Raw genomic sequence first — 26,142 nt, forward strand, 5'->3', positions numbered from 1 at the left:
CACGGCGCTCTCCTTGCCGCTGCGCTCAGCGCAGCAGGTACTGGTTGATCAGGTTCTCGTAGCGCTCCTGGCGGCCGCTGATCTGCCGCGGCTCGCCGCCCTTCACGCCCAATGCCGCCAGCTCGGCGAGGCCGAGCGCGCCGCGCGCGAACTGCTCGCCGGCGCCACTGTCGAAGCTGGCATAGCGCTCCCGGCGCCACTGCTCCCAGGGCGAGTCGGTGAGCAGCGCGTGGGCCACTTCCAGCCCGCGGGCGAAGGTATCCATGCCGCCGATGTGGGCAATGAACAGATCCTCGAGTTCGGTGGACTCGCGGCGCACCTTGGCGTCGAAGTTCAGGCCGCCCTCCAGGCCGCCCTGGCGCAGCACCACCAGCATGGCGCCGACCGTGTCGTACAGATCGGTCGGAAACTGGTCGGTATCCCAGCCGTTCTGCGCGTTGCCGCGGTTGGCGTCGATGCTGCCCAGCAGGCCGTGGTCGGAAGCGACCTGCAGGTCGTGTTCGAAGGTGTGGCCGGACAGCGTGGCGTGGTTGGCCTCGATGTTGAGCTTGAAGTCCTTGTCCAGGCCGTGCGCCTTCAGAAAGCCCGCCACCGTCGCGCTGTCGAAGTCGTACTGGTGCTTCATCGGCTCCATCGGCTTGGGCTCGATCAGGAAGTTGCCTTTCAGGCCGATGCTGCGGCCGTAGTCGCGCGCCATGGTCAGGAAGCGCGCGAAGTGCTCCAGTTCGCGTTTCATCTGCGTGTTGACCAGCGAGGCATAGCCTTCGCGGCCGCCCCAGAACACGTAATGCTCGCCGCCCAGTTCCACCGTCGCTTCCAGCGCCGCCTTCACCTGCACGGCGGCGCGCGCCACCACGGCGAAATCGGGATTGGTCGCGGCACCGTTCATGTAGCGCGGATGCGAGAACAGATTCGCCGTGCCCCACAGCAGCTTCATGCCGGTCGCGTCCTGGCGCGCCTTGGCCAGGCCGACCATGTGCTTGAGGTTCTTCTCGTACTGCGCGGCATCGTCGGCGTCCGGCGCCAGGTCGATGTCGTGGAAGCACCAGTACGGCACGCCGAGCTTGGTGAAGAACTCGAACGCCGCATCCACTTTCGCCTCGGCGCTGGCCATCGGCGCACCGACTTCCCAGGGGAAGTGGCGCGTGCCCGGGCCGAACGGATCCTGCCCTGCGTTGCAGAAGGTGTGCCAGTAGCAGACCGCGAAGCGCAGATGGTCCTGCATGGTCTTGCCGCCGATGACCTTGTTGGCCTCATAGACCTTGAAGGCCAGCGGGTTGTCCGAGCCACGGCCCTCGAAGGGGATGCGGCCGATGCCGGGGAAGTATTCCTTGGCGCCGATGAAGGGCTGGGTGTGCATGGTGCGGGTTCCTGTCGTGGTGGGAGGGCGTGCGAAACGGGGAATCAGCCGCGGAACAGCGGCAGGCAGGCGTCGAGATGGCGCAGGAAGCGCGCATAGGCCGCGGCATAGGCCTGGGTGCGCGCCGGATCCGGACGGGCGGACAGCTGCGGATCGACCGCCACATGCTGTTGCGCGATGTCGGCAATGGAAGCGGCATCGCCGCGTGCCAGGCCCACGGCCCACAGCGCCTGCAAGGCGGCGCCGAATGCCGCGCCTTCCGGCTGCATGGGCACGTCCACCGGCAGGCCGAACACATCGGCCACCAGTTGCCGCCACGCGCCGCTGTTGCTGCCGCCGCCGGTCAGCACGATGCGCTCGAAGTGCATGCCGGCGCGCACGAATGCGTCGAAGCCGTACTTCAGGCTGTATGTCGCCCCTTCCATCGCCGCGCGATAGAGGTGGGCCGGGGTCATGTTGTGCGTGTCCAGGCCCGCCAGCACCCCCTTGCCCAGCGGCAGGTCGGGCGTGCGCTCGCCGTTGAGGAACGGCAGCATCACCAGGCCGTCGGCACCGGGCGCGGTGGCGTGCAGATGCGCATCGCCGTCGCGTGTGCTGAAGCCGAACGCGGCGGCGACCTGTTCGGTCGCCACGGTGCAGTTCATCGTGCAGATCAGCGGCAGCCAGCCGCCGGTGGAGGAGCAGAACGCGGCCCACGCACCGTCCGGGTCGACCACCGGCGTGTCGGAGTAGGCGAACAGGGTGCCGGAGGTGCCCAGGCTCATCGCCAGGCGACCGGGCACGACGCAGCCGGTACCGATGGCCGCCATCATGTTGTCGCCGCCACCGACGGCGACCTTCAGCGTCGCCGGCACACCGAGCAAGTTGGCCGCGGCCGGGTCGATGTCGAACAGGGCATCGGGTGCGGCGAAACGCGGCAGGCAGTCCGCCAGGTCGCGCTGCGGATCGGTGGCGCGCAGCAGCTCGGTCGACCAGGTGCGCGTGCGCACGTCCAGCCAGCCCGTGCCCGACGCATCGCCGTATTCGCAGAAGCGCTGGCCGGTCAGCACGAAGTTGAGGTAGTCGTGCGGCAGCAGAATGGTGGCGAGGCGCGCGTAGGCGTCGGGCCGGTGCGTCTTGGTCCACGGCAGCTTGGAGGCGGTGTAACCGGTGAGGATCGGATTACCCGCCAGTGCGATGGTGCGTGCCGCGCCGCCGAGCGCGTCCATGATCTGCACGCACTCGGCCGAGGTGCTGGTGTCGCACCACAGCTTGGCCGGTGCCAGCACCTCGCCTGCCGCATCGACCGGCACGAAGCCATGCTGCTGGCCCGAGACTGCCAGCGCGCCGAGGCGCGAGCGCAGCGCAGGATCGATGGCCTGGAAGCAGGCCTGCAGGGCCGCGACCCAGTCGGCCGGATGTTGTTCACGGCTGCCATCGGCGGCGGAATGCAACTCCAGCGGCGCGCTGCTGCTGGCCACGACGCTGCGCCCGACCGGGTCGTAGACCACGACCTTCAGGCTCTGCGTTCCCGCATCGATTCCGGCTACCAGTTCCCTTTCTTCCACGTCGTACCGCCTTTTCGTTAGCGCTATCATTTTTGGACGACAGCGTGTGTGCCGTTACGCCAGGGATACGCTCCGCTGCCAGACGTCCGGGGTCGCCTTGCAGTAGCGTTCGATGAACTCCGCCTGCGACGGCATCGCCGCGCTGGCCTGCTGCAGCGGCTGCCGGATCCGCGTCAGCAGCGTGCGCAGATCCGCATCGCCGATGGCGGCGGCCAGCGGATGCGGCGGTCCCGGCTGGATGCCCTGCCCCAGCAACACGCTGGTCCAGGAGTCCACGCGGAACAGTTCGCCCGGGTCCTGCCAGGCGTGCGCCCGCTCGCGCCAGGCGCGCAGCCGAATCGCCAGCGACTCGGGCAGCGCCATCTCGCGGCACGCTTTCCACATCGGCTCGTCGCGCTGGGTGGCGTGGTAATGCAGGATGATGAAGTCGCGCACGTGCTCCATCTCCTGGCGGCTGACCGTGTTGTACAGTTCCACCAGCGCCGGGCTGATGCCCTCGTGCGGAAACAGCTGGATCAGGCGCACCACCGCACTGATGGTCAGGTGGATGCTGGTCGATTCCAGCGGCTCGATGAAGCCGCTGGCCAGGCCCAGCGCCACCACGTTTTTGTTCCAGGCCTGCATCCTGCGCCCGCTGCGGAACGGCACCAGCCACGGGTCGCGCAGCGGCGGGCCGTCGACGTCGCGCAGCAGCTTGGCGTGCGCCTCGTCGTCGGACAGGTGCCGGCTGGAGAACACCAGTCCGCAGCCGACCCGGTGCTGCAGCGCGATATGCCAGCGCCACCCGGCCTCGTGCGCGATGGCACGGGTATACGGCACCGGCGGCGCGACCGCCTCGGTCTGCACCGCCACGGCGCGATCGCTGGGCAACCACTCGCGCCAGTCCTCGTAGCCGGTGTGCAGGGTCTGCTCGGTCAGCAGGCCACGGAAGCCGGTGCAGTCGATGAACAGATCGCCCTCGATGAGCTGCCCATCTTCCAGCAGCAGCGAGGCGACGGAGCCGTCGTGTGCATGCTGCCGCACCTCGCGGATCTGCCCTTCCACCCGGCGCAGGCCATGGCCTTCGGCCTTCTTGCGCAGGAACTTGGCATAGAGCGCGGCATCGAAGTGATAGGCGTAGTTGACCTGCGGCTGGGTCTCCAGCGAGAACCGGTCCGCACGCGAGGCCACGCTTTCCAGGCAGAAGTCGCCCAGGTCCGACGGCATGCCGCGGCGCAGGCTGTCCAGCCAGAAATGATGGAACGGCGTGGCCCAGGTGCCCTGCCCGATGGTGCCGAACGGATGGATGAAGCGATCGCCGGGGCGGCGCCAGTGCTCGAACGAGATAGACAGCTTGAACGTGCCGGCGACGGCGCGCAGGAACTCCTGCTCGTCGATCTGCAGGAAGCGGTGGAAGGTGCGGATCGGCGGCACGGTCGACTCGCCGACGCCCACCGTGCCGATCTGCTCGGACTCCACCAGGGTGATGTCCAGGCGATCGCGGAACTGGTGGGCCAGCGCGCAGCCGGCCAGCCAGCCCGCGGTGCCGCCGCCGGCGATGACGACCTTGCGGATGCGTCCGTCCGTTGTGGTGGCAAGGTTCAAGGTGATGCTCCCATCAGCGATTCAGCCGCGCCAGCAACTGCGCGCGCGCGCGGCGCGCCCGTGCCTCGTCGAATGGCGCCAGTTCGCCCCGCGCGGCCTCGGGCAGGTGCTGGCCTGCACATTCGCCGGGGCCGAACACGTAGTAATCGAAGAGCTTGGCCCAGGCCTGTTTCTCGCGCGCCGGCAGATCGCGCAACGCCCACATCGCGTGCTGCAGCGCCGTCAGCGGCGAGGGCAGGAAGGCCGGCGCACTACGCCACCAGTAGTTCACCAGCACGTTGAACGGCGCGAGGCTGCGTACGTTGTGCCACCACATGCTGGGGATGAACAGCGCATCGCCCGGCTCCAGCTCGGCGTGCCGTGCGCTGGCCAGCGCATCACGGAAACGCGGATAACGCGCGAAGTCGGGGCGGTCGACATCCACCACGCTGACCACCTGGCCGCCCGGCGTCGGCTCCAGCGGCCCCGGATACAGGTTGTCGATCTGCTCGGGCGGAAACAGGGTGAAGTGGCGCCGGCCCACCGCACAGCAGGCCAGGTTGTCCGGCGTGTCGAAATGGCAAGACGCCGTGACCCGGTTGCCGATCCAGATGCTCGGCGGCGCATCGACGCCCTGCCCGGCCAGGCCGGCGTCGTTGGCCTGCGCGAACCCCGGCAGCGCCCGCTCGATCGGCAGCGACGCGACATAGTAGGTGGGCGGCCGCGGATCCTCGAAGGTCGCGGCGATCGCGTCCAGCACCTGCGTGAGCGTTCCGCGGCGGACCTCGAAATTCAACTGGGTGAAATCGGCGTTGTAGAACGGGCGTCCTTCGATCCCGGGTTCGCCGAAGGAATACGGAACGGGCACGCCCGTCTCGAAGCTGCGCAGGTAGGCCATTGCGTCCTGCGTGGAGCGCAGCCCGGCCTGCACCAGCCCCCAATCGCGCACGATGCCGCGCAACACCACCGGCTCCCCCGCCGCCACCAGGTCCTGCAGTGGCAGCGCGGTGGGCTGCACGTCTTCCAGTGTCCGCATGGCTGCGCCGTCCGGCACGCTCAGTTCCTGCCTGCCGCGCCAGCGGCATCCTGCAGGCGCAGGCGTCGCTGCTTCTCGGCGATCAGGCGGCGCATGTTGTGCAGCGAGGCCAGCATCAGATACGCGCCTTCCAGATAGCCGGCGCGGTTGAGCGCGGCCAGCGCGGCGCCGTCCAGTTGGGCCAGGCGCTCACGGTCGATCGCATGCAGGCCGTTGACGCCGACGCGATGCTGCGCATCGAGTTGCACGTCGAGCGCCACCGGCTGGATCAGCCCGTGCGCATCGAGCGCGGCGAACATGTCCGCACCGAAGGAACTGCCCTCGTGGATGCCGCGCAGCACCGTGGCGACGTGGTCGAGATAGGGCGTGTTGCCGCCCTGCGGCAGGAATACCGGCTCGCCCTGCATCGCCGTCACCCGCGGATGCTCCATGTCCACGTGCAGCACCGCGTCCTGGGTCAGCACGCCATCGATGCGCTGCTCCTGGAAGCCGATCAGGAACGGCCCCTTGGCCGCCGCCCCAGGGAGATAGGAGGCCGTCCAGCGCCGGTCCTGCAGGAACAGGTTCTCGTGCTGCTCGAACCCCAGCAGCACCACCGACTGCCAGGCGCCGTCCGCCGGGTCCTTGCGCAGGAAGATCGGATATTCGCGCTGCAACTCGGCGAACTCGCTCGGATAGGCCGGCACCATGCCCACCGCGTCGCCAAACTCCGGACCGAAGTCGGTGGCCACGCGCAGGTCGCGATGGGCGATGTTGTTGAGCATCTCGTAACGCGGCATGGTGATGCGTACTCCCCTCTGGAGCCCGGCACAAGGTGCCGCCGCAACAGCGGCGACACCCGTGCGACATGCGAAGAAGGACTCCCCGCTTCTTCAGAACTTATAGCGAACGCCCAGCATATAACGCGGGCTCTGGTCGGCCAGCTTCACGATCATCTTCGAGGTGCGCGAGCGCCAGCGCACGTCCTCGCCGGTCAGGTTGATCGCCTCCAGGCCGAACGACCAGTGGTCGTTCAACGTGTAGTTCACGCTGAGATCCCACTGTTCGTAGGGTTCCACATAGTACGGATTGCGGCTGGTACCCTGGTTGGCCAGGATCAGGTACTGGTCGCGCCAGTTCCAGGCCAGGCGCACCGACCAGCCGTACTTCTCGTACATCAGCACCGCGTTGGCGGTGTCGCTCAGGCCGGTGAGCGCGAACTGGTCGATGCCCGGGTCGCCACCGTTGTCGTAGCCGACGTCGCCCTTGACGATGGTGTAGTTGGCGAGGATGCCGAACCCGGTGTCGCCGAGGAAGTACTGCCCGCCGAGCTCCCAGCCGTGCAGCTTGGCCTGGTTCTGGTTGATCGGACGGTTGACGTTGAACTCGTACAGCGGATCGTCGGCCTCGCCGTAGAGATCGTAGGCCGCTTCGGTCGCCAGCACCTGCGCACCGGTGCCGTTGTAGGCGGCCAGGCCGGCCGGGTTGTTGCGCAGCAGGGCCAGCGCGGTGAACAGCGAAGTGTCGTTGGCCGAGCAGGCCGCCGCATTGGCCGGGCCGACCTGGGCGAGGCAGGCACCGCTGGTGAGGAACGCCAGCGCCGACTTCGCGTCCGGACCCGAGGTGGGATCGCGCAGGCCGTACAGATTCTCCTGCACCACGGTGTTGCCGATGAAGTTGTTGACCGACTTGTTCCAGTACGTCACCGACAGGTAGCTCGCATCGGCGAAGTACCACTCCAGCGCCAGGTCGAGGTTGTCGGATTCCAGCGGCTTCAGCGACGGATTCTGCGCCGTGCCGCTGGCCCGCGAGGACGGATCGATCAGCACCGAGCCGAACGGCTGCTGTGCCCCGGGGCCGGCATACAGATTGCCGATCGGCGCGCGCGCGATGCTCTTGCCGAAGGAGACGCGGCCTTTCAGCGTGTCGGTGAGGTCGATGCTGAAATCGAGGTTGGGCAGGATGTAGCTGTACGTGGTCTTCTCGCTGAACGGCTGCTGCTCGTTGGACAGCACCACGCGGAAATCGTTGTTGGACTGCCACTCGATCGCCTCGGGCGTGGCAATGATCGAGGTCGACACCACGTCGGTGGTTTCGTAGCGCACGCCGAGCCGGGTATTGGTGCGCCGACCGGCCAACTCGCCATCCAGTTCCACCTGGAAATACGCCGAACGGGTCTTCTCCTCCACGAAGTTGTCGGCGGCGCGCTGCGGGCTCACGCCCAGGCCGACGCCGTACTGGCTGGCCGCCCATTCCGCCAGCCGGCCCGCATCGCCGCGCCATGCCGGCCAACTCGTCCCGCTGTAGTCATGGAACAGGCCGATGATGTTGACCGGCTGCATCAGGTTCATCAGGCCGCCGGCGGTATCGCGGTCGACGTTGGCCACGCCCCAGTCGCCCAGCGTGGAATACGCCTCGGCCGCCTGGATGCGGTGGGTGGTCGACTTGTTGGTGTCCACGCCGAACTGGAAGCGGCCCTGGTCGAAGCTCCATTCGCCGTCGACGCGCGCCTGCTTGATCTGGCTGATCTGGCTCTGCGAGTTGACCCGCAGCACCTGCGAACCGATCTCGCCGGGCACGAAGCCCGGATTGACCACGCCATTGGCCTTGGCCGCGGCAGCGGCGTCGCTCGGATACCAGACCTGGGTGCCGATCGGCAGGCCATTGTTGAAGTTCAGCTCCTGCACCCAGGAGCCGCCGCAGTGCGGCCCGGTGGTGCAGTTGTTGGTGCCGGCGATGCTCATGAAGAGGGAGCCGCCGCCGGTCAGCGGATCGTTGGGGCGGCTTTCGTTCTTCGAGTCGTGCGCGTCGAAGCTGAGCTTGAGCCGGTCGGTCACGTTCCATACCGCATTCAGACCGAGCGAGCCCAGCTTGTACTTCTGCATGCTGCGCTGCTGTTCCAGACCGAAATCCTTGGTGCCGGCGATCTCGCGGATGTAGGTCGGCACGGCCACCGCGCCACTGGTATCGAACGTCACATCGGTGTAGTTGCTGTTCTGCAGCCACATGCCCTGCTCGCCACGATTCTCGGTGATCTCGTTGGTCGAGTAGGTGTAGTCCAGGGTCAGCGTCAGGCTGTCGGTGGGTGCGAACTGCAGCACCGCCTGGCCGTTGACGCGCTCGCGTTCGAACTCGGAGAACGCATAGCGCAGGTCGTTCGGGCGGGCATACAGCGCGCCGATCTGCGGCGCATTGACCACGGTCGGATTGCCGGGCATCGAGCCCGTCCACGGCTGCACGTTCCAATAGTTCTCGGTGGCCTGCACCGAGCCGCCCTTGCGCTTCTGGTAGCTCGCGCTCACGCCGACGCCGAAGGTCTTGTCCGGATTGCTGTAGCTGAAGATGCCCGACAGTTCCGGGGTGATGTCGTTGTCGAACGGCTGGCTGCGGTCGGAGACGGCCTTGGCGCCGGCACTGGCGACGATGCCCTGGTGGTCGAACGGGCGCGCGGTCAGGATGTTGATGGTGGCGCCGATGCCGCCGCTGGGCATGTTGGCCTGGCTGGTCTTGTAGACCTCGATGCCATTGATCGCTTCGGCAGCCAGCTGGGCGAAGTTGAAGGCACGGGTGCCGCCGTCGACGCCGCCGATAGGGACCTGGCCGGCAGCGCCGAACGCATCGGCGCCCGGCATCTGCCGCCCGTTGAGCGTCACCATGTTGAACTGCGGGCCGAAGCCGCGCGCGGTGACCTGCGCGCCTTCGCCATCGCGCCGTTCGATGGAGATGCCGGTGATGCGCTGCAGCGACTCGGCCAGGTTGGTATCGGGGAACTTGCCGATGTCTTCGGCACTGATGGCATCCACCACGCCCGCGGCGTCGCGCTTGATGTCCATCGCCTGGCTGAGGCTGTTGCGCAGGCCGGTGACCTGGACCGTGTCCAGCTGCGTCGGGCTGCTCTGCGCCTGTTGCTCTGCCGCCGGCGCGGGCGTCGACGCGTCCTGTGCGAATGCGGGATTGATGACAAGGACGCCACCGACGAAGGTGAACATGGCCCTGGATTTGAACTTCGCCAGCGTGCGGCTCATGGACGAGCCCCCAGGTCTGGGCTACGACGAAACATAGAAGCGCTCATGACTCTCCCCTCTGACATGCGATCGATGGATGTACCGCCCCTCCCCTAAGAGGCACGCACGGGCGATGCCCGTCTTCCACGCCGAACATCGCAGCGCGCTCTGCGGTCGCTGCGACTCAAAACTCCGTTTCAGGATTGCCAGACGACGCGCGATAAAGGCTCCCCCCGAGCCCGACTGCCGCTGATTGATAGCGCTATCATCGCGTCACGGCGCAGACTACGCACCCGGGACATCGCTTGTCATCATGCGTCGCAACAAAGGACGGCATTCCTTGAAGAACACCCCCAAAACGACGCGTCGAAGAGGGAACGCCATCACCATCGACGACGTCGCGGCGCATGCGGGCGTCTCGCCGATGACCGTCTCGCGCGTCACCCACGGTCACGCCGGCGTGCGCGAGAGCACGCGCGAGCGGGTGATGCGCAGCGTGCGCGCACTGGACTACCGGCCCAACCCGGCCGCCAGCGCGCTCGCCGCCGCGCAGCACACCTGCATCGCGTTGATCTACACCAACCCCAGCTCCAGCTATCTGCGCGAACTGCTGGTCGGCGCGCTGCGTGGTTCGACCCGCGTGGCGGCGCAACTGGTGATCGCCACGTGGGACGGACTGGGTCCGCGGGCACGCCGCGAGGCCGCACGCACGCTCTGCAGCAGCGTGGCCGGCGTGATTCTCCCCGCGCCCTTGTGCGAATCGAAAGCCATCGTCGCCGTGTTCGTCGACGCCGGGATTCCCGTCGTCTCCATTGCGTCGAGCCGGTTCAGCGACAGGCTGTCCTGCGTGCACATCGACGACCGCCGTGCCAGCCATGACATGGTCTCGCACCTGATCGCGCACGGGCATACGCGCATCGGCTACATCACCGGCGACCCGAACCAGACCGCCAGTGCGCACCGCTGGCAGGGTTACCGCGATGCCCTGGCGGATGCGGGCATCGACTACGACGCCGCGCTCGTGCAACCGGGCGACTTCACCTATCGCGCCGGGCTCGAGGCCGCCGAGCGACTGTTGGCGTTGCGGGCACGCCCCAGTGCGATTTTCGCGAGCAACGACGACATGGCCTCGGCGGTAGTGTCGGTGGCGCATCGTCGGCGCCTGAAGGTGCCGGAGGATCTGTCGGTGGTGGGATTCGACGACACGTCGGCGTCGACGATGGTGTGGCCGGAGCTGACCACCATCCATCAGCCGGTGGCGGACATGACCGATGCGGCCATCGATCTGCTGCTGCGGGAGATCCGGCAGGGGGCCGGTTCGGGGCGTACCTGCGTCAATCATGTGGTGCCGCATCGATTGGTCGCGCGTGATTCGGTGTTGCGGCCTTCGCTGGTTCGCTAGCACCGTGCCATAAGCGAGAGACCGGGAAGCCGCTGCAGATGCGGCGCCTGTGTCTCAGGTACGTAAAACGCTAATTCGCCGAACGTTTTTGCCGTTGCCGTTGCCGTTGCCTTTGCTGTGGCTGTGGCTGTGGCTGTGGCTGTGGCTGTTGCTTTTGCTGTTGCTGTTGCTTTTGACTTACCGGGTTCCCTTCCGAAGCGGCGAACCAGGCGGGAAAAACCCGAAGGGCGGCGCACATGGACGTGCGCCGTCCGCGGCAGGGGCAGGATGCCCCTTCCGCGGATCCCGCCTGGTTCGCGGACCCGGAGCGCGCAGCGCGGAGGGCGCGTAGGCAGGGCGCGCTTTCTTTTGGTTACCTTTTCTTTGCGCGAGCAAAGAAGCGCTTCTCAGCAGCCGAAGGCTGATCAAAGTAACTCGCCCGAGAGGGCGAAAGCCTTTGCTGTTGCTTCAAGCTTTCGTGTCAGACAAGAAGAACCGTAGAAGCGGCTTCAGCCGCGACCAACGTAATCGGTCATGCATGTCGCGGCGTAAGCCGCTCCTACAATCCAGCGGCCGCCGTAGTAACAGCAAGTGCAAGTGCAAGTGCAAGTGCAAGTGCAAGTGCGATAGCGAGAGCAAGTGCAAGAGCAAAGCTTTCGCCTTGCGGCGAGTTACTTTTCTTTGCTTGTGCAAAGAAAAGTAACCAAAAGAAAGCACACCCTGCCTCGCGCCCTCCGCGCTAACGCGCTCCGGGTCCGCGTCCAGCCCGGGGATTCGCGGAAGGGGCATCCTGCCCCTGCCGCGAACGGCGCACATCCATGTGCGCCGCCCCTTCGGGGTTTTTCCCCGGGCCGGCCGCCGCTTCGGAAGGGAACCCGGCAAGTCAAAAGCCGGAGCAACGGCAACGGCAACGGCAACGGCAACGAGCATCTTGCTCGGTGCGGAAACAAGCAATCGAAAAAATCAGACCGACGGCGACGCGTTGCCAACGCCTAGTTCCCTGCCACCCACCGCATCGGCCAAGTCGTCGACAAGATCGCAGCACCAGTGCGCGCCATCCGCCTCGCAACTGCGCTACCTTGCACCCAAGGCGCCCTCGCGCCCATGTCGCCCCCCGGAGATCCCCATGCCCCTGCTCCATCGGTCCCCCGCCACGCCACCGCATGCCGGCCACCATCGCGCCTGGCGCATCGGCTTGGCCCTGCTGTGCGCCCTGATCGGCGCGCCCTGCATGGCCGCCGACACCACCGTGCCGGCCGTGCAGCGCGCGCAGCAACTGATCCTGGTGCTGGCGCCGGACTGGGACAGCCCGCAGGGCACGTTGCAGGCGTTCGAGCGTGATGCACAAGGCTGGCGCGCGCATGGCAAGGCCTTCGACGTGAGCCTCGGCCGCCACGGCAGCGCCTGGGGCCTGGGCCTGCATCCGGCACAAGACGACGGCCCGCAGAAGCGCGAAGGCGATGGCCGCAGCCCGGCCGGCGTGTTCACCATCGGCGAAGCCTTCGGCTATGCGTCGCGCATCGACAGCGCCATGTCCTACCAGGCGATGCAGCAGAGCAACTACTGCATCGATGTGCCCGGATCGCCGCTGTACAACCAGATCGTCGATGCCGACAAGGTCGGCAGCGCCGCGGTGGCCGGGTCCACCGAACCAATGCGCCTGGACCTGCAACACGCCGGCGATCAGCGCTACCGCGAAGGCTTCGTGATCCAGCACAACGCGCAGGCCACGCCGGGCGCCGGCAGCTGCATCTTTGCGCACCTGTGGCGCGCGCCCGGCGCGCCCACCGCCGGCTGCACCGCGATGCAGCCGGCCGACATGCAGCGGCTGCTGGCGTGGTTGCGGCCGTCCGCCGCGCCGCTGTTCGTGCTGCTGCCGCGCGATGCCTACCGGCGCCTGCAGGCCGAGTGGGCGCTGCCGGCCGTGGAGCCGGCGTCGTGAGCCAGGCGCCCGCACCCGGGCTGGTCCGCGCGGTCAGCCGCTGGCAGATCGTCGGGTTGTCGATCAACGACGTGATCGGCAGCGGCATCTACCTGCTGCCCGCGGCCACCGCCGCCCTGCTCGGGCCGTTGAGCCTGTGGGCGGTGTTGCTGGCCGGTGTGGCGGTGGCGCTGCTGGTGCTGTGTTACGCGCAGGCGGCCAGTTACTTCGACGAACCCGGCGGCAGCTATCTGTATGCGCGCGAGGCGTTCGGCCGTTTCGCCGGCTTCGAGATCGGCTGGATGATCTGGCTGACCCGGATCAGTTCGGCGGCGGCGCTGAGCAACGGCCTGGCCGATGCGGTGGTGCGCTTCTGGCCGGCCGCGGCCGGGGGCGGCGCGCGTCTGGCCATCGTGATCGGCTCGCTCGGCCTGCTCACCGCGATCAACGTGATCGGGGTGAGGTCGGCCGCGCGCACCGGCGTGGCGCTGGTGATCGGCAAGCTGGTGCCGCTGCTGCTGTTCGTGGCGATCGGCGTGTTCTACGTGGACTGGTCGTGGGCGTTCTCGGGCAAGACGCCGGATCCGCGCGATGTCGGCAACCTCGGCGAGGCGGCGTTGCTGCTGCTGTTCGCGTACGCCGGCTTCGAGAACATCCCGGCCGCCGCGGGCGAATACCGCAATCCGCGCCGCGACGTGCCGTTCGCGCTGATCACCATGATCGTCACCGTCACCCTGATCTATGCCGCGGTGCAGGTGGTGGCGCAGGGCACGCTGCCCAACGTGGCGCAATCGGCGACGCCACTGGCCGATGCCGCCAGCGGCTTCGGTGGCGAAGCGCTGGCGCTGATCCTCACCGTCGGCGCCACCATCTCCATCCTCGGCACCACCAGCAACACGGTGATGCTGGGGCCACGCTTCCTGTTCGCGCTGGCCAAGGACGGCTACGGCCCGGCGTTCCTGGCACGGGTGCATCCGCGCTTCCGCACGCCAGCCGCGGCGATCCTGCTGCAAGGCGTGCTGTCGCTGGCGTTGGCCCTGTCCGGCTCGTTCGTGCAACTGGCGCTGCTGTCGATGGTCACCCGCCTGTTCGCCTATATCGGCACCGCCGCGGCGGTGCTGGTGCTGGCACGGCGCTATCGCGATCGGCCCGGCGCGCTGCGGCTGCCGGGCGGGCCGTTGATCCCGCTCGCGGCGCTGTTGCTGGCGCTGGCGCTGCTGCTCAGCGCCAGCTGGCAGAACCTGGCCGCCGCGGGCGTAGCGCTGCTGGTGGGCGCGCTGTTCTATCGGTTCCCGCGCAAGGACGCGGCATGAACGCCTTCACGCCACCTTGCGCGCAGGTCACGCGCGGATAACCGCGGCGCCCGGACGCTGGACGCCCACCAGCGAGAGCCGCCCGCCATGAAACGACGCCGCGTCTACAGCGCTCCGGATCTGCCCACCGCCACGCGCGCACTGCAGGCCGCGCGCAGTGCCGGCCTCGACAACGACGACCTGTCGCTAGTCGCGCGCGGCGACATCGAGCTGGACGCCATCCCCGACGACCGCAAGGAAGGCAAGACCGACACCGTGCCGGCCGCGGCGCGCGGCGCCCTGGGCGGCGGTGCCGCCGGACTGCTGGCCGGGCTGGCGGCGATCGCGGTGCCGCCGCTGGGCATCACCCTGGCCGGCGCCGGGGTCATGGCCATCGCCGGCGCCCTGGTCGGCAGTTGGTCCTCGGCACTGGTCGGTTCCACCGTGCCGGATCCGGTGCGGCGCAACTTCGAAGAGGAAATCGAGGCCGGGCGCATCCTGGTGGTGATCGAAGGCGAGCCGGAGCTACTGGACGCCGCCGATGCGCCGATGCGCGCGGTCGGCACCACGGCCTTGCCTTACGAAGCGGTGGCTGCCGCGCACTGACATCACGCCAGCTAGGCCAGGCCTGGCGCGAGACGCTCTCCGTTGCGCAGTTCCGTACTGACGCGGTTGCACGGCCCGAAGGCCCGCCGCCATGGCGTCGTCATCGGCAGGCGCGTTTCGTCAGGCGGCTGGCGTCAGCGACCGCATGCGTACCAACAGACCCGCGGCGTACACCAGCCCATAGGCGATCAGCGCCGCGGCAATGCTCATGGTCAGCGGACTGGCGTTCTGCAGGGTCTCGGCACTGCCGCCGGCGAAGGCGCCGCTGGCCCAGCGCCAGGCCAGGCGCCCGAGCAACAGCACGCTCAGCGCGGCGCCGATCCAGGGATTTGGCGTATACCAGCGCGCGCCGTCCTGCAGCTCGATGCGGGTGTGGTGCAGGGCGAAGGCGCCCAGCGCGGCGCCGCCCACGGCGCCCAGCGCCATGCCCAGGCGCACGGCCGGCAACTGCACAGCCAGCCAGGTCAGCAGGCCCGCGACCAGCAGCAGGAACCCCAGCCGCACGCCGGTGCGCCGCGGCTGCCAGGGCTGGCGGCCGAAGTAGCGACGGATGCGTCGGTAATACAGCCAGCCGACGCCGGCCGTGGCCAGGTACGGGGTCAACAAGGCGATGCCGTTGGCGGCCATGGGATTTGTCGGTAGAGAGGGGGCGTAGCGGCGGATCGTAAGCCACCCTGAGCGCCGGCGCAGCCTGCTAGAAGGCATGAATGTTTCATATCGCGATCACACCGCGCAGGGGCGGGTTTAACGCCGGCGTGGCTAGCTTTAAGCGCATTCATCGCCCACGGAGAACCATCATGAGCGTTCCGTATCAGATTCCCGGCCGTGCGCCCAACGACGAGGACCGCAACAGCGTCTCGCAGTACTGGCGCGATCGTTTCGCCGACGAGCCCTATTACAGCGAAGGCGAGCGGTTCGAGGACTACGAACCCGCCTACCACGCCGGCCACGAGGCGCGCATCCGCGACTTCAACCGCGCCTACGAGCAGGTGGAAGCGGAACTGCACCGCGACTGGGACAACAACAAGGGCTCGCAGACGCTGAGCTGGAGCAAGGCCCGCCACGCGGTGCGCCGCGCCTGGGAGCGTGCCGGCAACGGCGAATAAGGCGACACGCCACGTTCCCACCTGTAGAAGCGGCTTCAGCCGCGACAGGCTTTCTCAGTAAAGACCGTCCTCAGTAAAGCCCGTCGCGGCTGAAGCCGCGCCTACGAAGGCAGCACGGCGATGTTCCTGATCGCACCCACGCCGCCAGCACCGACGCATCGGCAGGCGCGTGCGCCCCACGCCGCTCACCCGGCAGCGGCGCAGCCGCCGCTGCCGGGTGTACTCCTCAACTCTCCAGCGGCTGGAGCTTCAGCAACCGCCCACCGGCGCCATCCTCCAGCAGCCACAGCGCGCCATCCGGCCCCTGCTCCACCTCGCGGATGCGCTTGCCCATGTCGTAGCGGGCGGCCTCGCGTGCGGTCTCGCCGTTGAACTCGATCCGCACCAGCGACTGCGAGGACAGGCCGCCGATGAAGCCATTGCCGCGCCACTGCGGGAAGCGGCTGCCGTTGTAGATGACGAAGCCGGCCGGCGAGATCACCGGCGTCCAGCTCACCTTGGGCGCAGCGAATTCCGGGCGCGTGCTGTGATCGGGAATCGGGCGTCCATCGTAGTGGTCGCCATTGGACACGATCGGGTAGCCGTAATTGGCGCCGCGCTGGATCAGGTTCAGCTCGTCGCCGCCGGCCGGGCCCATTTCGTGTTCCCACAACCGGCCGTTGGCGTCGAAGGCCAGGCCGAGCACGTTGCGGTGGCCCAGCGACCACACCTGCGCAGCGACGCCGCCGCGGTTGGCGAACGGATTGTCGGCCGGCACGCTGCCGTCGTCGTTGAGGCGCACGATCTTGCCCAGGTTGCCGCTCATGTCCTGCGCCGGATCGAACTTCTGCCGCTCGCTGGAACTGATCCACAGCTTGCCGTCCGGGCCGAACGCCAGCCGATGGCCGAAGTGGCCGTTGCCGGACACCTTGGGCTGCTGCCGCCAGATCACCTGCTGTTGGGACAGGCTGCCGCCGCCGTTGTTGTCGAGCGTCAGCTTGGCGCGCATCACCGCTGCGCCGCGGGTATCGCCGCTGCCGGGTTCGGCGTAGCTCAGGTAGACCCAGCCGTTCTTGGCGAAGCCCGGATGCGGCAGCACGTCGCCGAGACCGCCCTGGCCGCCGTACGCCACGGTGGGAACGCCACTGACCATGCTGGTATGGCCGCTGACCGGATCGATGCGCTTGAGCGTGCCACCCTTCTCGCTGACCAGCGCAGTGCCGTCGGGCAGGAAGCTCATCGCCCACGGTTCGTTGAAGGTGGCGACCGGCGTCGCCGAGAACGGCCAGTCGCCGCGCCGCTCGGCGGCCGTGTCGGCGGGGGCGGCGTGTGCCGCAGAGATCGCCAGGCCCATGGCCAGCGCGCAAGCCAAACCCAGGGGAGTACGTTGCATGACGTGCACCTATCGGTTGGGGTCGAATCCCGAACCTAGCAGACCCCATGTGCACGGCAAGCATGCCGCGGCCAGGGCGTGGCCGCGGTCACGTCACGGCGTCGTGTCCGGTAGACACGTTGCCTATTCAAGTCCGTCGATGCGGCGGCGGCAGGCACCGCTGCACCGCGGCGATCAGGCCTGCGGCAGCAGCTCGAAGGCCACCGGCTCGCCGCTGGCCGAGGACGCGCACACCCACAGGTCGAACAGGCCCGGCTCGGCCGCGCACTGTCCGTCGCGGCCGGTGAAGGCCAGCGCGTGGCGGTCGAGGGTGAAGCGGACCTCCATGCCCTCGCCCGCCGCCAGCCGCACCTTGCGGAACGCCTTCAACTCGCGCACCGGGCGCACCCGGCTGGCGACGCGGTCGTGAATGTACAGCTGCACCACTTCCTCGCCTTCGCGCTCGCCGACATTGTCGATGCGCGTGGTCACGGTCAGGGTGTCGTCCCAGCCGACCTGGGTGAGGTCGAGCTGCGGCGTGCCGTAGGCGAACTGCGTGTAGCCGAGGCCGTGGCCGAACGGATACAGCGGCGCGTTCGGCACCTCGCGCCAGCGCGACTTGAACTCGCTCATCGTCGGCAGTTCCGGCCGGCCGGTGCGCGGGTGATTGTAGAAGTACGGCTGCTGCCCGGCATCGAGCGGGAAGCTCACCGGCAGGCGCGCGGACGGGTTGTAGTCGCCGAACAGCACGTCGGCCACCGCCGGGCCGGTCTGCGTGCCCAGGTACCAGGTCACCGCGATCGCCGCGGCGTCGCGCACCGCACCCTGCAGCGCCAGCGCGCGGCCGTTGCGCAGCAGCACCACCAGCGGCGTGCCGGTGGCGGCGACCGCCTCGGCCAGCGCCTGCTGCGCCGGCGGCAGCACGATCTGGGTACGCGACTGCGCCTCGCCGCTGTAGCGCTGCGGCTCGCCAAGGGCCAGCACCACCACGTCGGCGGCGCGCGCGGCGGCCACCGCCGCCTCGATGCCGCCGTCCAGCGGCGCTTCCAGGCCGCAGCCGGGCACCACGGTCAGCGCCTGCGCGTCGGCCAGCGCGGCGCGCACGCCGGATTCCAGGGACACATAGCGGGTCTTGTCGCCGAACAGGGTCCAGCAGCCCTCGATGTTGTCGCGGTCCTGCGCGAACGGGCCGATCAGCGCGATCTTCTGGCCCTGCTTGCGCAGCGGCAGCACCGGGCCGTCGTTCTTCAGCAGCACGATCGAGCGCCGCGCCGCGTCGCGCGCCAGCGCATCGTGCGCGGCGATGTGCGACAGGTCGGCCTCGCGCGCCGGGTCCAGCGAACGGTACGGATCGTCGAGCAGGCCGATCGCCTCCTTCAGTTCCAGCACGCGGCGCACCGAGGCATCCAGCAGCGCCATCGGCACCTCGCCGTCCTCCACCAGCGACGGCAGGTGCGCGGCGTAGAAGCCGCTCTGCATGCTCATGTCCATGCCGGCCAGGAACGCCTTCTTGGTCGCGTCGCGCTCGTCGGCGGCATAGCCGTGCGCGATCAGCTCCATGTCGGCGGTGTAGTCGGAGATCACCACGCCGGGGAATTTCCATTCGCCGCGCAGGATCTCGGTCAGCAGTTCGTGGTTGGCGCTGGCCGGCACGCCGTTGATGTCGTTGAAGGAGGTCATCACGCTCAGCGCGCCGGCCTCGAAGGCGGCCTGGAACGGCGGCAGATGCACGTCGCGCAGGGTCTGCGGGGCGATGTCGACGCTGGCGTACTCCATGCCGGCGGCGACCGCGCCATAGGCGGCGAAGTGCTTGGGCGTGGCCAGCAAGGCGTCGTCGGCGCGCAGGTCCGGCCCGTGGAAGCCGCGCACGCGCGCGGCGGCGAAGGCGCAGCCCAGCACCACATCCTCGCCAGCGCCCTCGGCGCCGCGGCCCCAGCGCTGATCGCGGGCGATGTCCACCGCCGGCGCGTAGGTCCAGTGGATGCCGGCGGCGGTGGCCTCGACCGCGGTGGCGCGCGCGGTGCGCTCGGCCAGTTCCGGCTCGAAGCTGGCGGCCTCGCCCAGCGGGATCGGGAACACCGTGCGCATGCCATGGATCACGTCCGCAGCCAGGATCACCGGGATCCCCAGCCGGCTCTCCTCCAGCGCCACCTGCTGGATGCGCCGCCCCAGTTCCGCGCCGACGCCGTTGAACAGCGAGCCGACCCGGCCGGCGCGCACCTGCTGCAGCACCTCGTCGGCATTGCGGACGTTGGCTTCCGGATTCACGTCGGGGGCGAACGGGCGCACCATGTCGGCGAAGACGCCGAGCTGGCCGACCTTCTCCTCGACGGTCATGCGGGCGATGAGCGATTCGATACGATCCGAAGCCATGGGGTCCTTTGAGAAAACGTTTACATAGCCGCCAATTCTAGCTCTGCGGCCAGTCGATGGGGCAAGTTCCGGCGCCGGAATCGCCTATTCATAAAACTGTCTACCGACCGGGGCCGGCCCGGCCGCCGCGCACCATACGCCTGCGAAGGGGCGCCGCCTAGGGGGACTGGAGGGAGAGCCGGGCCCGGCTCAGCCCGGCGCTGATCCCGGATCGCCGCGGCCGGCCGCTGGCGCAGCGCACAGGCCGCCCGCCTCAGCTCAGGAGCTGAAGTAGGCCTCGGCGATGGCGCTGTGCAGGTGGCCGAGGTGGGTCTGGATCTCGTCCATGAACCCGGCCGGGTTGTGCTGCGCCAGGTACGCCGGGTCGGCATTGCGCACCAGCCCGCTGATGCGCATCAGCGCGCGCTCCACCGGCGGCCGCGGCGGCATGGTCGGCAGGATGTGCTGGGCGCGGACCAGGCAGAACTGCACGCTGCGCGGGAAATCGTTGTTCTGCAGCAGGAAGCGCAGCGCCTGCTCGCCGGTGACGCGCTGGCGCACGTGGCGGCGGTACATCTGGTAGGCGGCCTGCGCACGCAGCACGCTCATCCACTGCATGGCCTGGTAGGCCTCGCGGTCGTCGGCCTTGCGCGGGGTGATCAGGCCCGAGGCGCCGGCATCGATGATGCGCGTGGTCATGTCGGCCTGCTCGATCGCCGTGCCCAGGCGCAGGAACTGGAAGCCGATGTCGCGGCTGACGTTGGCGGTCAGCAGCCCGGACACCTTCAGGCAGGCGTCGGTCACGTGGCCCAGGAACTCCATGCGGTAACGGCGACCGACGCTGCGCTCGCCGTTGGCGTCGATGTACAGGTGCAGGTCGTTGACCGCTTCCCAGATCTCCTGCGGCAGGGTGTCGCGGATGCTGCGCAGCAGTTCGCGCGCGTACTGCACCGAACTGCGCAGCGAGGACGGATTGCGCTCGTCCAGCAGCAGGAAGCGCACCACGTCGGCGTCGCCGACGTCGTCGCCGGCGTTGGGGAACCACAGCGCGAAGATCTCGCCGGCGCCGACCGTGTCGATCATCGGCCGCCAGGCGAAGCGCACCGAGCGCGGCAGGTCCAGCTGCAGCAGGCTGCCCACGCCCACCAACCGCGCGGTGGTCTCGGCGCGGCGTACGTAGCGGCTGAACCAGTAGAGGTTGTCGGCAACGCGCGAGAGCATCAGTCCAGCTCCTCGTCCAGGTCCACCACCCAGGTGTCCTTGGCGCCGCCTCCCTGCGAGGAATTGACCACCAGCGAGCCCTCCTCCATCGCCACCCGGGTCAACCCGCCGGTGGTCACGTAGACGTCCTCGCGGGACAGGATGAACGGGCGCAGGTCCAGGTGCCGCGGCGCCGGCCCGGCCTCGGTCACGATCGGCGCGGTGGACAGGCCCAGGGTCGGCTGCGCCATGTAGTTGCGCGGGTCGGCCAGGATCAGCTTGCGGAACTGCTCGCGCTGGCGCGTGGTCGAGCGCGGGCCGATCAGCATGCCGTAGCCGCCGGACTCGTTGGCCGGCTTCACCACCAGTTCGTCCAGGTGCTCGAGCACGTACTGGCGGTCCTTGTCGTCGTGGCACAGGTAGCTGGGCACGTTGGGCAGGATCGGCTCCTCGTCCAGGTAGTAGCGGATCATCTTCGGCACGTAGGCGAACACCACCTTGTCGTCGGCCACGCCGGCGCCCGGCGCATTGGCCAGCGCCACCTTGCCGGCGCGCCAGCTGCGGATCAGCCCGGCCACGCCCAGCACCGAATCGGCGCGGAACGCCTCCGGGTCCAGGAACAGGTCGTCGACCCGGCGGTAGATCACGTCGACCCGGCGCGGTCCGTACACGGTGCGCATGTAGGTGCAGTCGTCGTCGGCCACGAACAGATCGTCGCCCTCGACCAGCTCGATGCCCATCGCCTGCGCCAGGTAGGCATGCTCGAAGTAGGCGCTGTTGAAGATGCCCGGGGTCAGCAACGCGATCACCGGCTGGTCGCCCGGGCGCGGCGACAGCGCCGCCAGGGTGTCGTAGAGCTGCGCCGGGTAGTCGTCCACCGGCAGGATCGCACTGGTCTCGAACAGCTCCGGGAACACCCGCTTGGCGACCATGCGGTTCTCGAGCATGTACGACACGCCGCTGGGGATGCGCAGGTTGTCCTCCAGCGCGTACAGCGTGCCGTCGGCGTCGCGCACCAGGTCCGAGCCGCACACGTGCGCCCACACCCCCAGCGCCGGAGTGATGCCCACGCACTGCGGGCGGAAGTTGACCGAGTGCTCCAGCAGCATCGCCGGGAACACCTTGTCCTTGACGATGCGCTGGGCGCCGTAGATGTCGCCGATGAACAGGTTGAGCGCACGCATGCGCTGCTTCAGCCCGGCCTCGGTGCGCTGCCATTCGTGCAGCGGGATCACCCGCGGGATCAGGTCGAACGGCAGCGTGCGGTCGACGTTGCGGCCGTCGGAGTAGACGGTGAAGGTGATGCCCATGACCCGCGCGGCGACGTCGGCGGCGAGCTGGCGTTCGGACAATTCGCGTCCACTGAGGCTGGACAGGTACTCGATGACCCGGCGCGCGGCCGGACGTGGCTGCCCATCGGACTGGATCAGCTCGTCGAAGGTGGCCGTGCGGTACTTGCTCCAGTCCATCGCGCCCCTTGTTGCTGCGGGCCGGCGGCGAGAGGCGCCGGCATGTTGTCCCGCAACATGCCCGCAGACGTGACAGCCGTCAAGCCGCCGGCGGCGGCACGGCGTCCGGGGCGCGGCGGATCCGCGCGCTGTCCATGAACATCGCGTCGCTGGAGGCCTGGAACACGCGCAGGTCGAAATTGGGCAGGATCGCCAGCAGGTGATCGAACAGGTCCGCCTGGATCTGCTCGTACATCGCCCAGCGGGTGTCGTTGGCGAAGCAGTACAGCTCCAGCGGCAGGCCGTTGGCGCCCGGCTCCAGTTGCCGCACCAGCAGGGTCATGTCCTGCCGCACGTGCGGGCTGGCGCGCAGGTAATGTTCGACGTAGGCGCGGAAGGTGCCGAGGTTGGTGATCCGGCGGCCGTTGATCGGCGCCACCCCACGTTCGGCCAGCGCCCCGTTCCAGGCGCCGAGTTCGTCGCGCTTGCGGTCGATGTACTCGCGCAGCACGGTCAACTGCCGCATCTGCTCGATCTCGGCAGCGTCGAGGAAGCGCACACTGTGCTGGTCCAGATATAGCGCGCGCTTGATCCGGCGCCCGCCGGCCTCGCTCATCCCGCGCCAGTTCTTGAACGAATCGCTGATCAGCTTCTTGGTCGGGATGGTGGTGATGGTCTTGTCCCAGTTCTGGACCTTGACCGTATGCAGCGCGATGTCGATCACGTCGCCGTCGGCGTTCTGCTGCGGCATCTCGATCCAGTCGCCGACGCGGACCATGTCGTTGGAACTGATGGTGACGCTGGCCACCAGCGACAGCAGGGTGTCCTGGAACACCAGGATCAGCACCGCCATCATCGCGCCCACGCCCGACAGCAGGATCACCGGCGACTTGTCGACCAGCACCGACACCATCAGCACCGCCGCGACCACGCCGAGCACGATCTTGAGCAACTGCATGTAGCCCTTGATCGGCTTGTTGTGCGCGTCGGGGCGCCGCTCGTACACGTGGTTGAGCAGGTCCAGCACCCGCGACAGGGCCAGCGCCACGGTCAGCACGATGAAGGCGGCGCAGACGTTGCGCACCACGCTGACCATCGCCGCCGGCAGGTGCGGCACCGCGCCGATGCCCAGCGACAGCACCAGCGCCGGGATCACGTTGGCCAGGCGCGGGATCACGCTCAGCTTCACTTCCTTGTCGCTGAGCACGGTGGCGCGCAGCACCCGCCGCAGCCCGCGCAGCAGGATCCGCTTGGTCACCCAGTTGGCCAGCCACGCCGCCAGCAGCAGCGCCACGATCACCATCGCGTCGTAGGCCCAGGGATACGGTGCCAGGGTGTGCTGCAGGTCGGCGAAGAAACGCGCGCCGGGCAGCGCCGCCGGCGCGGCGCTGGCGAACGGCAGCGATGCCTGCGTACTCATGCGCGGCTGCGCTCGATGATGACCCCCACCGCCTGCGCCCCGCGCACCGCGCCCGGCTTGCTCAGCTTCAGCCGCAGCCACTGCACGTCGAATTCTTGCAGCACCGCTTCCGCGCAGCGCTCGGCCAGCGTCTCGACCAGCCCGTAGCCGGACTGCTCGACCAGTTCCACCAGGCGCTTGCTCACCGCCTTGTAGTTGAGCGTGTCGGCGATGTCGTCGCTGGCCGCGGGCTTGCGGTTGTCGAAGCCCATTTCCAGATCGAAGCGCAGCGTCTGCCGGATCCGCCGCTCCCAATCGTAGATGCCGATCAGCGCGTCGATTTCCAGACCTTCGATGAAGACTTTATCCATGGGGAGCGGGGAATGGGGAATAGGGAGTGGGGAATGGTAAGAGCAGAGGCAAAAGCGGCGCGTGAGCCGCTCACGATTCCCGATTCTCCATTCCCGATTCCCGACTTGCCGCCAATGGCGGCAAGTCCGCCATGTCCCAGCGCGGCGTCACCTGCACCGCGGACGCGGCGTCGTGCAGGCCGGCCTGCAGGCGCAGGGCGCCAGCGAAGGCGATCATCGCGCCGTTGTCGGTGCACAGCGCCGGGCGCGGGAAGCAGGCACGGCCGCCGCGGGCCTGCGCCATCGCCTGCAGCTTGGCGCGCAGGCGCAGATTGGCGCCGACGCCGCCGGCGACCACGATGGTGTCGCTGCCGGCCGCCTCCAGCGCGCGCTCGCACTTGATCGCCAGCGTGTCCACCACCGCGTCCTCGAAGCCGCGGGCGATGTCGGCGCGCACCGCGTCGGACTGGTCGCTGTCGCGCCAGGCCAGCAGCACCTGGGTCTTGAGCCCGGAAAAGCTGAAGTCCAGACCGGGCCGGTCGGTCATCGGCCGGGCGAAGCGAAAGCGCCCCGAGGTGCCCTGCGTGGCCAGCGCCGCCAGTTGCGGGCCGCCCGGATACGGCAGCCCCATCAGCTTGGCGGTCTTGTCGAAGGCCTCGCCGGCGGCGTCGTCCAGGGTCTCGCCGAGCAGGCGGTAGCGGCCGATGGCCTCCACCGCGATCAGCTGGGTGTGGCCGCCGGAGACCAGCAGCGCCACGAACGGCGGCGCCGGCGCGCCGTGCACCGGGTCCGGATCCTCCATCAACGGCGCCAGCAGGTGGCCTTCCATGTGGTGCACGCCGATCGCCGGCACCTCCAGCGCCCAGGCCAGGGCGCGGGCCACGCCGGCACCGACCAGCAGCGCGCCGACCAGGCCCGGGCCGGCGGTGTAGGCCACCCCGTCCAGGTCGCGCACCCGCAGGCCGGCCTCGGCCAGGGTCTGGCGGATCAGCGGCAGCAGCTTGCGCACGTGGTCGCGGCTGGCCAACTCCGGCACCACCCCGCCGTACTCGGCGTGCAGGGCGATCTGGCTGTACAGCGCATGCGCACGCAGCGCGGCCGCCCCGGAGCGGGTGGTGTCGTAGACGGCGACGCCGGTTTCGTCGCAACTGGATTCGATGCCGAGCACGTTCATGGGGTGCATTGTGCGGCCGAATCGGCGGCAGGCCAAACGGGGTGCTTGCAGCCGCGAAATCTGTCGCTATAATGTGCGGCTCGCCGGGCCTGACCCGGTCACCATTGTGTCCCGGAGATTCCATGCCCAGCGTTAAAGTCCGCGAGAACGAGCCCTTCGAGTTTGCGCTCCGTCGCTTCAAGCGCACCTGCGAAAAGGCCGGCGTGCTGGCCGAAACCCGCAAGCGCGAGTTCTACGAAAAGCCGACCCAGGAACGCAAGCGCAAGGCCGCTGCCGCGGTGAAGCGCCAGCTGCGTCGCACCTCGCGCGACGTCACCAAGCGCCAGCGTCTGTACTGAGGATCGCGGCCTGCTGTAGCGGGATGTGCCGGTTTCGGCATCCGCTACGGTAAGCCCACAAAGCCGGCACGCGCAAGCGTCGCCGGCTTTTTGTGCGTCTTCCGCCTTGGCCAGGCGCTCCGCCCCGCGCGGGCATCGGTCCCATCCCTGTCCCTCGGCACCCGCGTGCCGCCTCGGCCACGGCCTGCGCCAGCGCGCTTGCCTAGAATGCCCTTTCCCTTTTTCTCTCCTGTGGAGCCCCTCATGACCCTCAAGCAGCAGCTCACCGACGACATGAAGGCCGCGATGAAGTCCGGCGACAAGCACAGCCTGGGCGTGATCCGGCTGATCAACGCCGCGATCAAGCAGAAGGAAGTGGACGAGCGCGTGGAGATGGACGACGCCGCGGTGATCGCGGTGATGGACAAGATGGTCAAGCAGCGCAAGGACTCGGTGAGCCAGTACGAGGCCGCCGGCCGCGACGACCTGGCCCAGGTGGAGCGCGAGGAGATCGTGGTGATCGAGCGCTACCTGCCGAGCAAGATGGGCGAGGCCGAGATCGTCGCCGCGATCCAGGCGGCGAAGGCGCAGACCGGCGCCGCCAGCCCGGCCGACATGGGCAAGCTGATGGCCGTGCTCAAGCCGATGCTCGCGGGCAAGGCCGACATGGGCCAGGTCTCGGTGCTGGTCAAGCAGCAGTTGGCCGGCTGACCGCACCGATGCGTTAGCGCGCGCGGCGGGCTTCACCCGCCTTTC

At 68.7% G+C, this 26,142-nt stretch carries 21 protein-coding genes; 7 read left to right on the top strand and 14 right to left on the bottom strand.

Annotated features, from left to right (window positions below):
- Window positions 1-25 precede the first annotated feature (25 nt).
- From xylA to SLW52_RS06155, 6 genes are all read right to left on the bottom strand, one after another.
- Window positions 26-1,360 carry a xylose isomerase gene (gene xylA / locus SLW52_RS06130; RefSeq protein WP_320739747.1) on the bottom strand — a complete coding sequence of 445 codons (1,335 nt, stop codon included), beginning with the start codon at window positions 1,358-1,360 and terminating at the stop codon, window positions 26-28.
- A 44-nt stretch (window positions 1,361-1,404) separates the two neighbouring features.
- A complete protein-coding gene (xylB, locus tag SLW52_RS06135) occupies window positions 1,405-2,907 on the bottom strand; it encodes a xylulokinase (RefSeq protein ID WP_320739749.1) in 1,503 nt (500 codons plus the stop codon).
- 54 nt (window positions 2,908-2,961) lie between these two features.
- Window positions 2,962-4,491, bottom strand: a complete 1,530-nt coding sequence (locus SLW52_RS06140; RefSeq protein WP_320739751.1) for a tryptophan halogenase family protein — start codon at window positions 4,489-4,491, stop codon at window positions 2,962-2,964.
- A 13-nt stretch (window positions 4,492-4,504) separates the two neighbouring features.
- Window positions 4,505-5,506 carry a cupin-like domain-containing protein gene (locus SLW52_RS06145; protein ID WP_320739752.1) on the bottom strand — a complete coding sequence of 334 codons (1,002 nt, stop codon included), beginning with the start codon at window positions 5,504-5,506 and terminating at the stop codon, window positions 4,505-4,507.
- Window positions 5,507-5,526: 20 nt separating this feature from the next.
- Window positions 5,527-6,285: a SapC family protein gene (locus tag SLW52_RS06150; protein ID WP_320739754.1), complete on the bottom strand. Its 759-nt coding sequence runs from the start codon at window positions 6,283-6,285 to the stop codon at window positions 5,527-5,529.
- 93 nt (window positions 6,286-6,378) lie between these two features.
- On the bottom strand, window positions 6,379-9,510 hold the full coding sequence (locus SLW52_RS06155; protein WP_320739756.1) for a TonB-dependent receptor: 3,132 nt from the start codon (window positions 9,508-9,510) through the stop codon (window positions 6,379-6,381).
- 403 nt (window positions 9,511-9,913) lie between these two features.
- On the opposite strand from SLW52_RS06155, the gene SLW52_RS06160 reads away from it, so the two are divergent.
- The 4 genes from SLW52_RS06160 (at window position 9,914) to SLW52_RS06175 (ending at window position 14,689) form a co-directional block, all read left to right on the top strand.
- Entirely contained in the window at window positions 9,914-10,891 is a 978-nt protein-coding gene (locus SLW52_RS06160; RefSeq protein WP_267100253.1) for a LacI family DNA-binding transcriptional regulator, read from the top strand.
- 1,210 nt (window positions 10,892-12,101) lie between these two features.
- The gene (locus SLW52_RS06165; RefSeq protein WP_295914222.1) at window positions 12,102-12,812 is read left to right on the top strand and encodes a L,D-transpeptidase family protein; all 711 of its coding nucleotides are present in this window, start codon (window positions 12,102-12,104) and stop codon (window positions 12,810-12,812) included.
- Complete coding sequence (locus SLW52_RS06170) at window positions 12,809-14,104, top strand: APC family permease (RefSeq protein WP_295936353.1); 1,296 nt, start codon at window positions 12,809-12,811, stop codon at window positions 14,102-14,104. Before SLW52_RS06165 ends, SLW52_RS06170 begins: the two co-directional genes overlap by 4 nt.
- A gap of 87 nt (window positions 14,105-14,191) precedes the next feature.
- Window positions 14,192-14,689, top strand: coding sequence for a hypothetical protein (locus tag SLW52_RS06175; RefSeq protein WP_320739758.1), 498 nt, complete (start codon window positions 14,192-14,194; stop codon window positions 14,687-14,689).
- Between the two features lie 120 nt (window positions 14,690-14,809).
- Here SLW52_RS06175 and SLW52_RS06180 read toward each other — a convergent pair whose 3' ends face one another.
- Window positions 14,810-15,316: a hypothetical protein gene (locus SLW52_RS06180; RefSeq protein ID WP_148829653.1), complete on the bottom strand. Its 507-nt coding sequence runs from the start codon at window positions 15,314-15,316 to the stop codon at window positions 14,810-14,812.
- A gap of 170 nt (window positions 15,317-15,486) precedes the next feature.
- Here SLW52_RS06180 and SLW52_RS06185 point away from each other — a divergent pair, with 170 nt between their 5' ends.
- Entirely contained in the window at window positions 15,487-15,795 is a 309-nt protein-coding gene (locus SLW52_RS06185) for a hypothetical protein (protein ID WP_017916324.1), read from the top strand.
- A gap of 226 nt (window positions 15,796-16,021) precedes the next feature.
- Here SLW52_RS06185 and SLW52_RS06190 read toward each other — a convergent pair whose 3' ends face one another.
- The 7 genes from SLW52_RS06190 to tsaD form a co-directional block, all read right to left on the bottom strand.
- Window positions 16,022-17,167, bottom strand: coding sequence for a PQQ-dependent sugar dehydrogenase (locus SLW52_RS06190; protein WP_295936358.1), 1,146 nt, complete (start codon window positions 17,165-17,167; stop codon window positions 16,022-16,024).
- Between the two features lie 174 nt (window positions 17,168-17,341).
- Window positions 17,342-19,519: a glycoside hydrolase family 3 N-terminal domain-containing protein gene (locus SLW52_RS06195; RefSeq protein ID WP_320739760.1), complete on the bottom strand. Its 2,178-nt coding sequence runs from the start codon at window positions 19,517-19,519 to the stop codon at window positions 17,342-17,344.
- Window positions 19,520-19,777: 258 nt separating this feature from the next.
- Window positions 19,778-20,719, bottom strand: a complete 942-nt coding sequence (locus SLW52_RS06200) for an alpha-E domain-containing protein (RefSeq protein ID WP_017908619.1) — start codon at window positions 20,717-20,719, stop codon at window positions 19,778-19,780.
- Window positions 20,719-22,167, bottom strand: a complete 1,449-nt coding sequence (locus tag SLW52_RS06205) for a circularly permuted type 2 ATP-grasp protein (RefSeq protein ID WP_010341631.1) — start codon at window positions 22,165-22,167, stop codon at window positions 20,719-20,721. Before SLW52_RS06205 ends, SLW52_RS06200 begins: the two co-directional genes overlap by 1 nt.
- A gap of 79 nt (window positions 22,168-22,246) precedes the next feature.
- Window positions 22,247-23,566, bottom strand: a complete 1,320-nt coding sequence (locus tag SLW52_RS06210; protein WP_017915483.1) for a mechanosensitive ion channel domain-containing protein — start codon at window positions 23,564-23,566, stop codon at window positions 22,247-22,249.
- Window positions 23,563-23,916 carry a dihydroneopterin aldolase gene (folB, locus tag SLW52_RS06215; protein WP_017912042.1) on the bottom strand — a complete coding sequence of 118 codons (354 nt, stop codon included), beginning with the start codon at window positions 23,914-23,916 and terminating at the stop codon, window positions 23,563-23,565. The genes SLW52_RS06210 and folB overlap by 4 nt, the downstream gene beginning before the upstream one ends.
- A 70-nt stretch (window positions 23,917-23,986) precedes the next feature.
- Window positions 23,987-25,069: a tRNA (adenosine(37)-N6)-threonylcarbamoyltransferase complex transferase subunit TsaD gene (tsaD, locus tag SLW52_RS06220; protein WP_295845397.1), complete on the bottom strand. Its 1,083-nt coding sequence runs from the start codon at window positions 25,067-25,069 to the stop codon at window positions 23,987-23,989.
- A 122-nt stretch (window positions 25,070-25,191) separates the two neighbouring features.
- Between tsaD and rpsU the strand changes: the two genes are divergently transcribed.
- Both rpsU and SLW52_RS06230 read left to right on the top strand, forming a co-directional pair.
- A complete protein-coding gene (gene rpsU / locus SLW52_RS06225) occupies window positions 25,192-25,407 on the top strand; it encodes a 30S ribosomal protein S21 (protein WP_003465342.1) in 216 nt (71 codons plus the stop codon).
- Window positions 25,408-25,650: 243 nt separating this feature from the next.
- A complete protein-coding gene (locus tag SLW52_RS06230; RefSeq protein ID WP_017912044.1) occupies window positions 25,651-26,097 on the top strand; it encodes a GatB/YqeY domain-containing protein in 447 nt (148 codons plus the stop codon).
- Window positions 26,098-26,142: the final 45 nt, after the last annotated feature.

It is taken from the genome of Xanthomonas sp. LF02-5 (genome assembly GCF_034105325.1).
Taxonomy (GTDB): domain Bacteria; phylum Pseudomonadota; class Gammaproteobacteria; order Xanthomonadales; family Xanthomonadaceae; genus Xanthomonas_A; species Xanthomonas_A sontii.

What these genes read in the sequence shown, in the direction of transcription:
- xylA (WP_320739747.1), bottom strand. Translation starts at nt 1,360, where the DNA reads ATGCACACCCAGCCCTTCATCGGCGCCAAGGAATACTTCCCCGGCATC.
- SLW52_RS06185 (WP_017916324.1), top strand. Translation starts at nt 15,487, where the DNA reads ATGAGCGTTCCGTATCAGATTCCCGGCCGTGCGCCCAACGACGAGGAC.
- folB (WP_017912042.1), bottom strand. Translation starts at nt 23,916, where the DNA reads ATGGATAAAGTCTTCATCGAAGGTCTGGAAATCGACGCGCTGATCGGC.
- SLW52_RS06205 (WP_010341631.1), bottom strand. Translation starts at nt 22,167, where the DNA reads ATGGACTGGAGCAAGTACCGCACGGCCACCTTCGACGAGCTGATCCAG.
- SLW52_RS06195 (WP_320739760.1), bottom strand. Translation starts at nt 19,519, where the DNA reads ATGGCTTCGGATCGTATCGAATCGCTCATCGCCCGCATGACCGTCGAG.
- SLW52_RS06160 (WP_267100253.1), top strand. Translation starts at nt 9,914, where the DNA reads ATGACCGTCTCGCGCGTCACCCACGGTCACGCCGGCGTGCGCGAGAGC.
- tsaD (WP_295845397.1), bottom strand. Translation starts at nt 25,069, where the DNA reads ATGAACGTGCTCGGCATCGAATCCAGTTGCGACGAAACCGGCGTCGCC.
- SLW52_RS06145 (WP_320739752.1), bottom strand. Translation starts at nt 5,506, where the DNA reads ATGCGGACACTGGAAGACGTGCAGCCCACCGCGCTGCCACTGCAGGAC.
- SLW52_RS06190 (WP_295936358.1), bottom strand. Translation starts at nt 17,167, where the DNA reads ATGCAACGTACTCCCCTGGGTTTGGCTTGCGCGCTGGCCATGGGCCTG.
- SLW52_RS06150 (WP_320739754.1), bottom strand. Translation starts at nt 6,285, where the DNA reads ATGCCGCGTTACGAGATGCTCAACAACATCGCCCATCGCGACCTGCGC.
- rpsU (WP_003465342.1), top strand. Translation starts at nt 25,192, where the DNA reads ATGCCCAGCGTTAAAGTCCGCGAGAACGAGCCCTTCGAGTTTGCGCTC.
- SLW52_RS06200 (WP_017908619.1), bottom strand. Translation starts at nt 20,719, where the DNA reads ATGCTCTCGCGCGTTGCCGACAACCTCTACTGGTTCAGCCGCTACGTA.
- SLW52_RS06230 (WP_017912044.1), top strand. Translation starts at nt 25,651, where the DNA reads ATGACCCTCAAGCAGCAGCTCACCGACGACATGAAGGCCGCGATGAAG.
- SLW52_RS06210 (WP_017915483.1), bottom strand. Translation starts at nt 23,566, where the DNA reads ATGAGTACGCAGGCATCGCTGCCGTTCGCCAGCGCCGCGCCGGCGGCG.
- SLW52_RS06155 (WP_320739756.1), bottom strand. Translation starts at nt 9,510, where the DNA reads ATGAGCCGCACGCTGGCGAAGTTCAAATCCAGGGCCATGTTCACCTTC.
- SLW52_RS06180 (WP_148829653.1), bottom strand. Translation starts at nt 15,316, where the DNA reads ATGGCCGCCAACGGCATCGCCTTGTTGACCCCGTACCTGGCCACGGCC.
- SLW52_RS06165 (WP_295914222.1), top strand. Translation starts at nt 12,102, where the DNA reads ATGGCCGCCGACACCACCGTGCCGGCCGTGCAGCGCGCGCAGCAACTG.
- SLW52_RS06175 (WP_320739758.1), top strand. Translation starts at nt 14,192, where the DNA reads ATGAAACGACGCCGCGTCTACAGCGCTCCGGATCTGCCCACCGCCACG.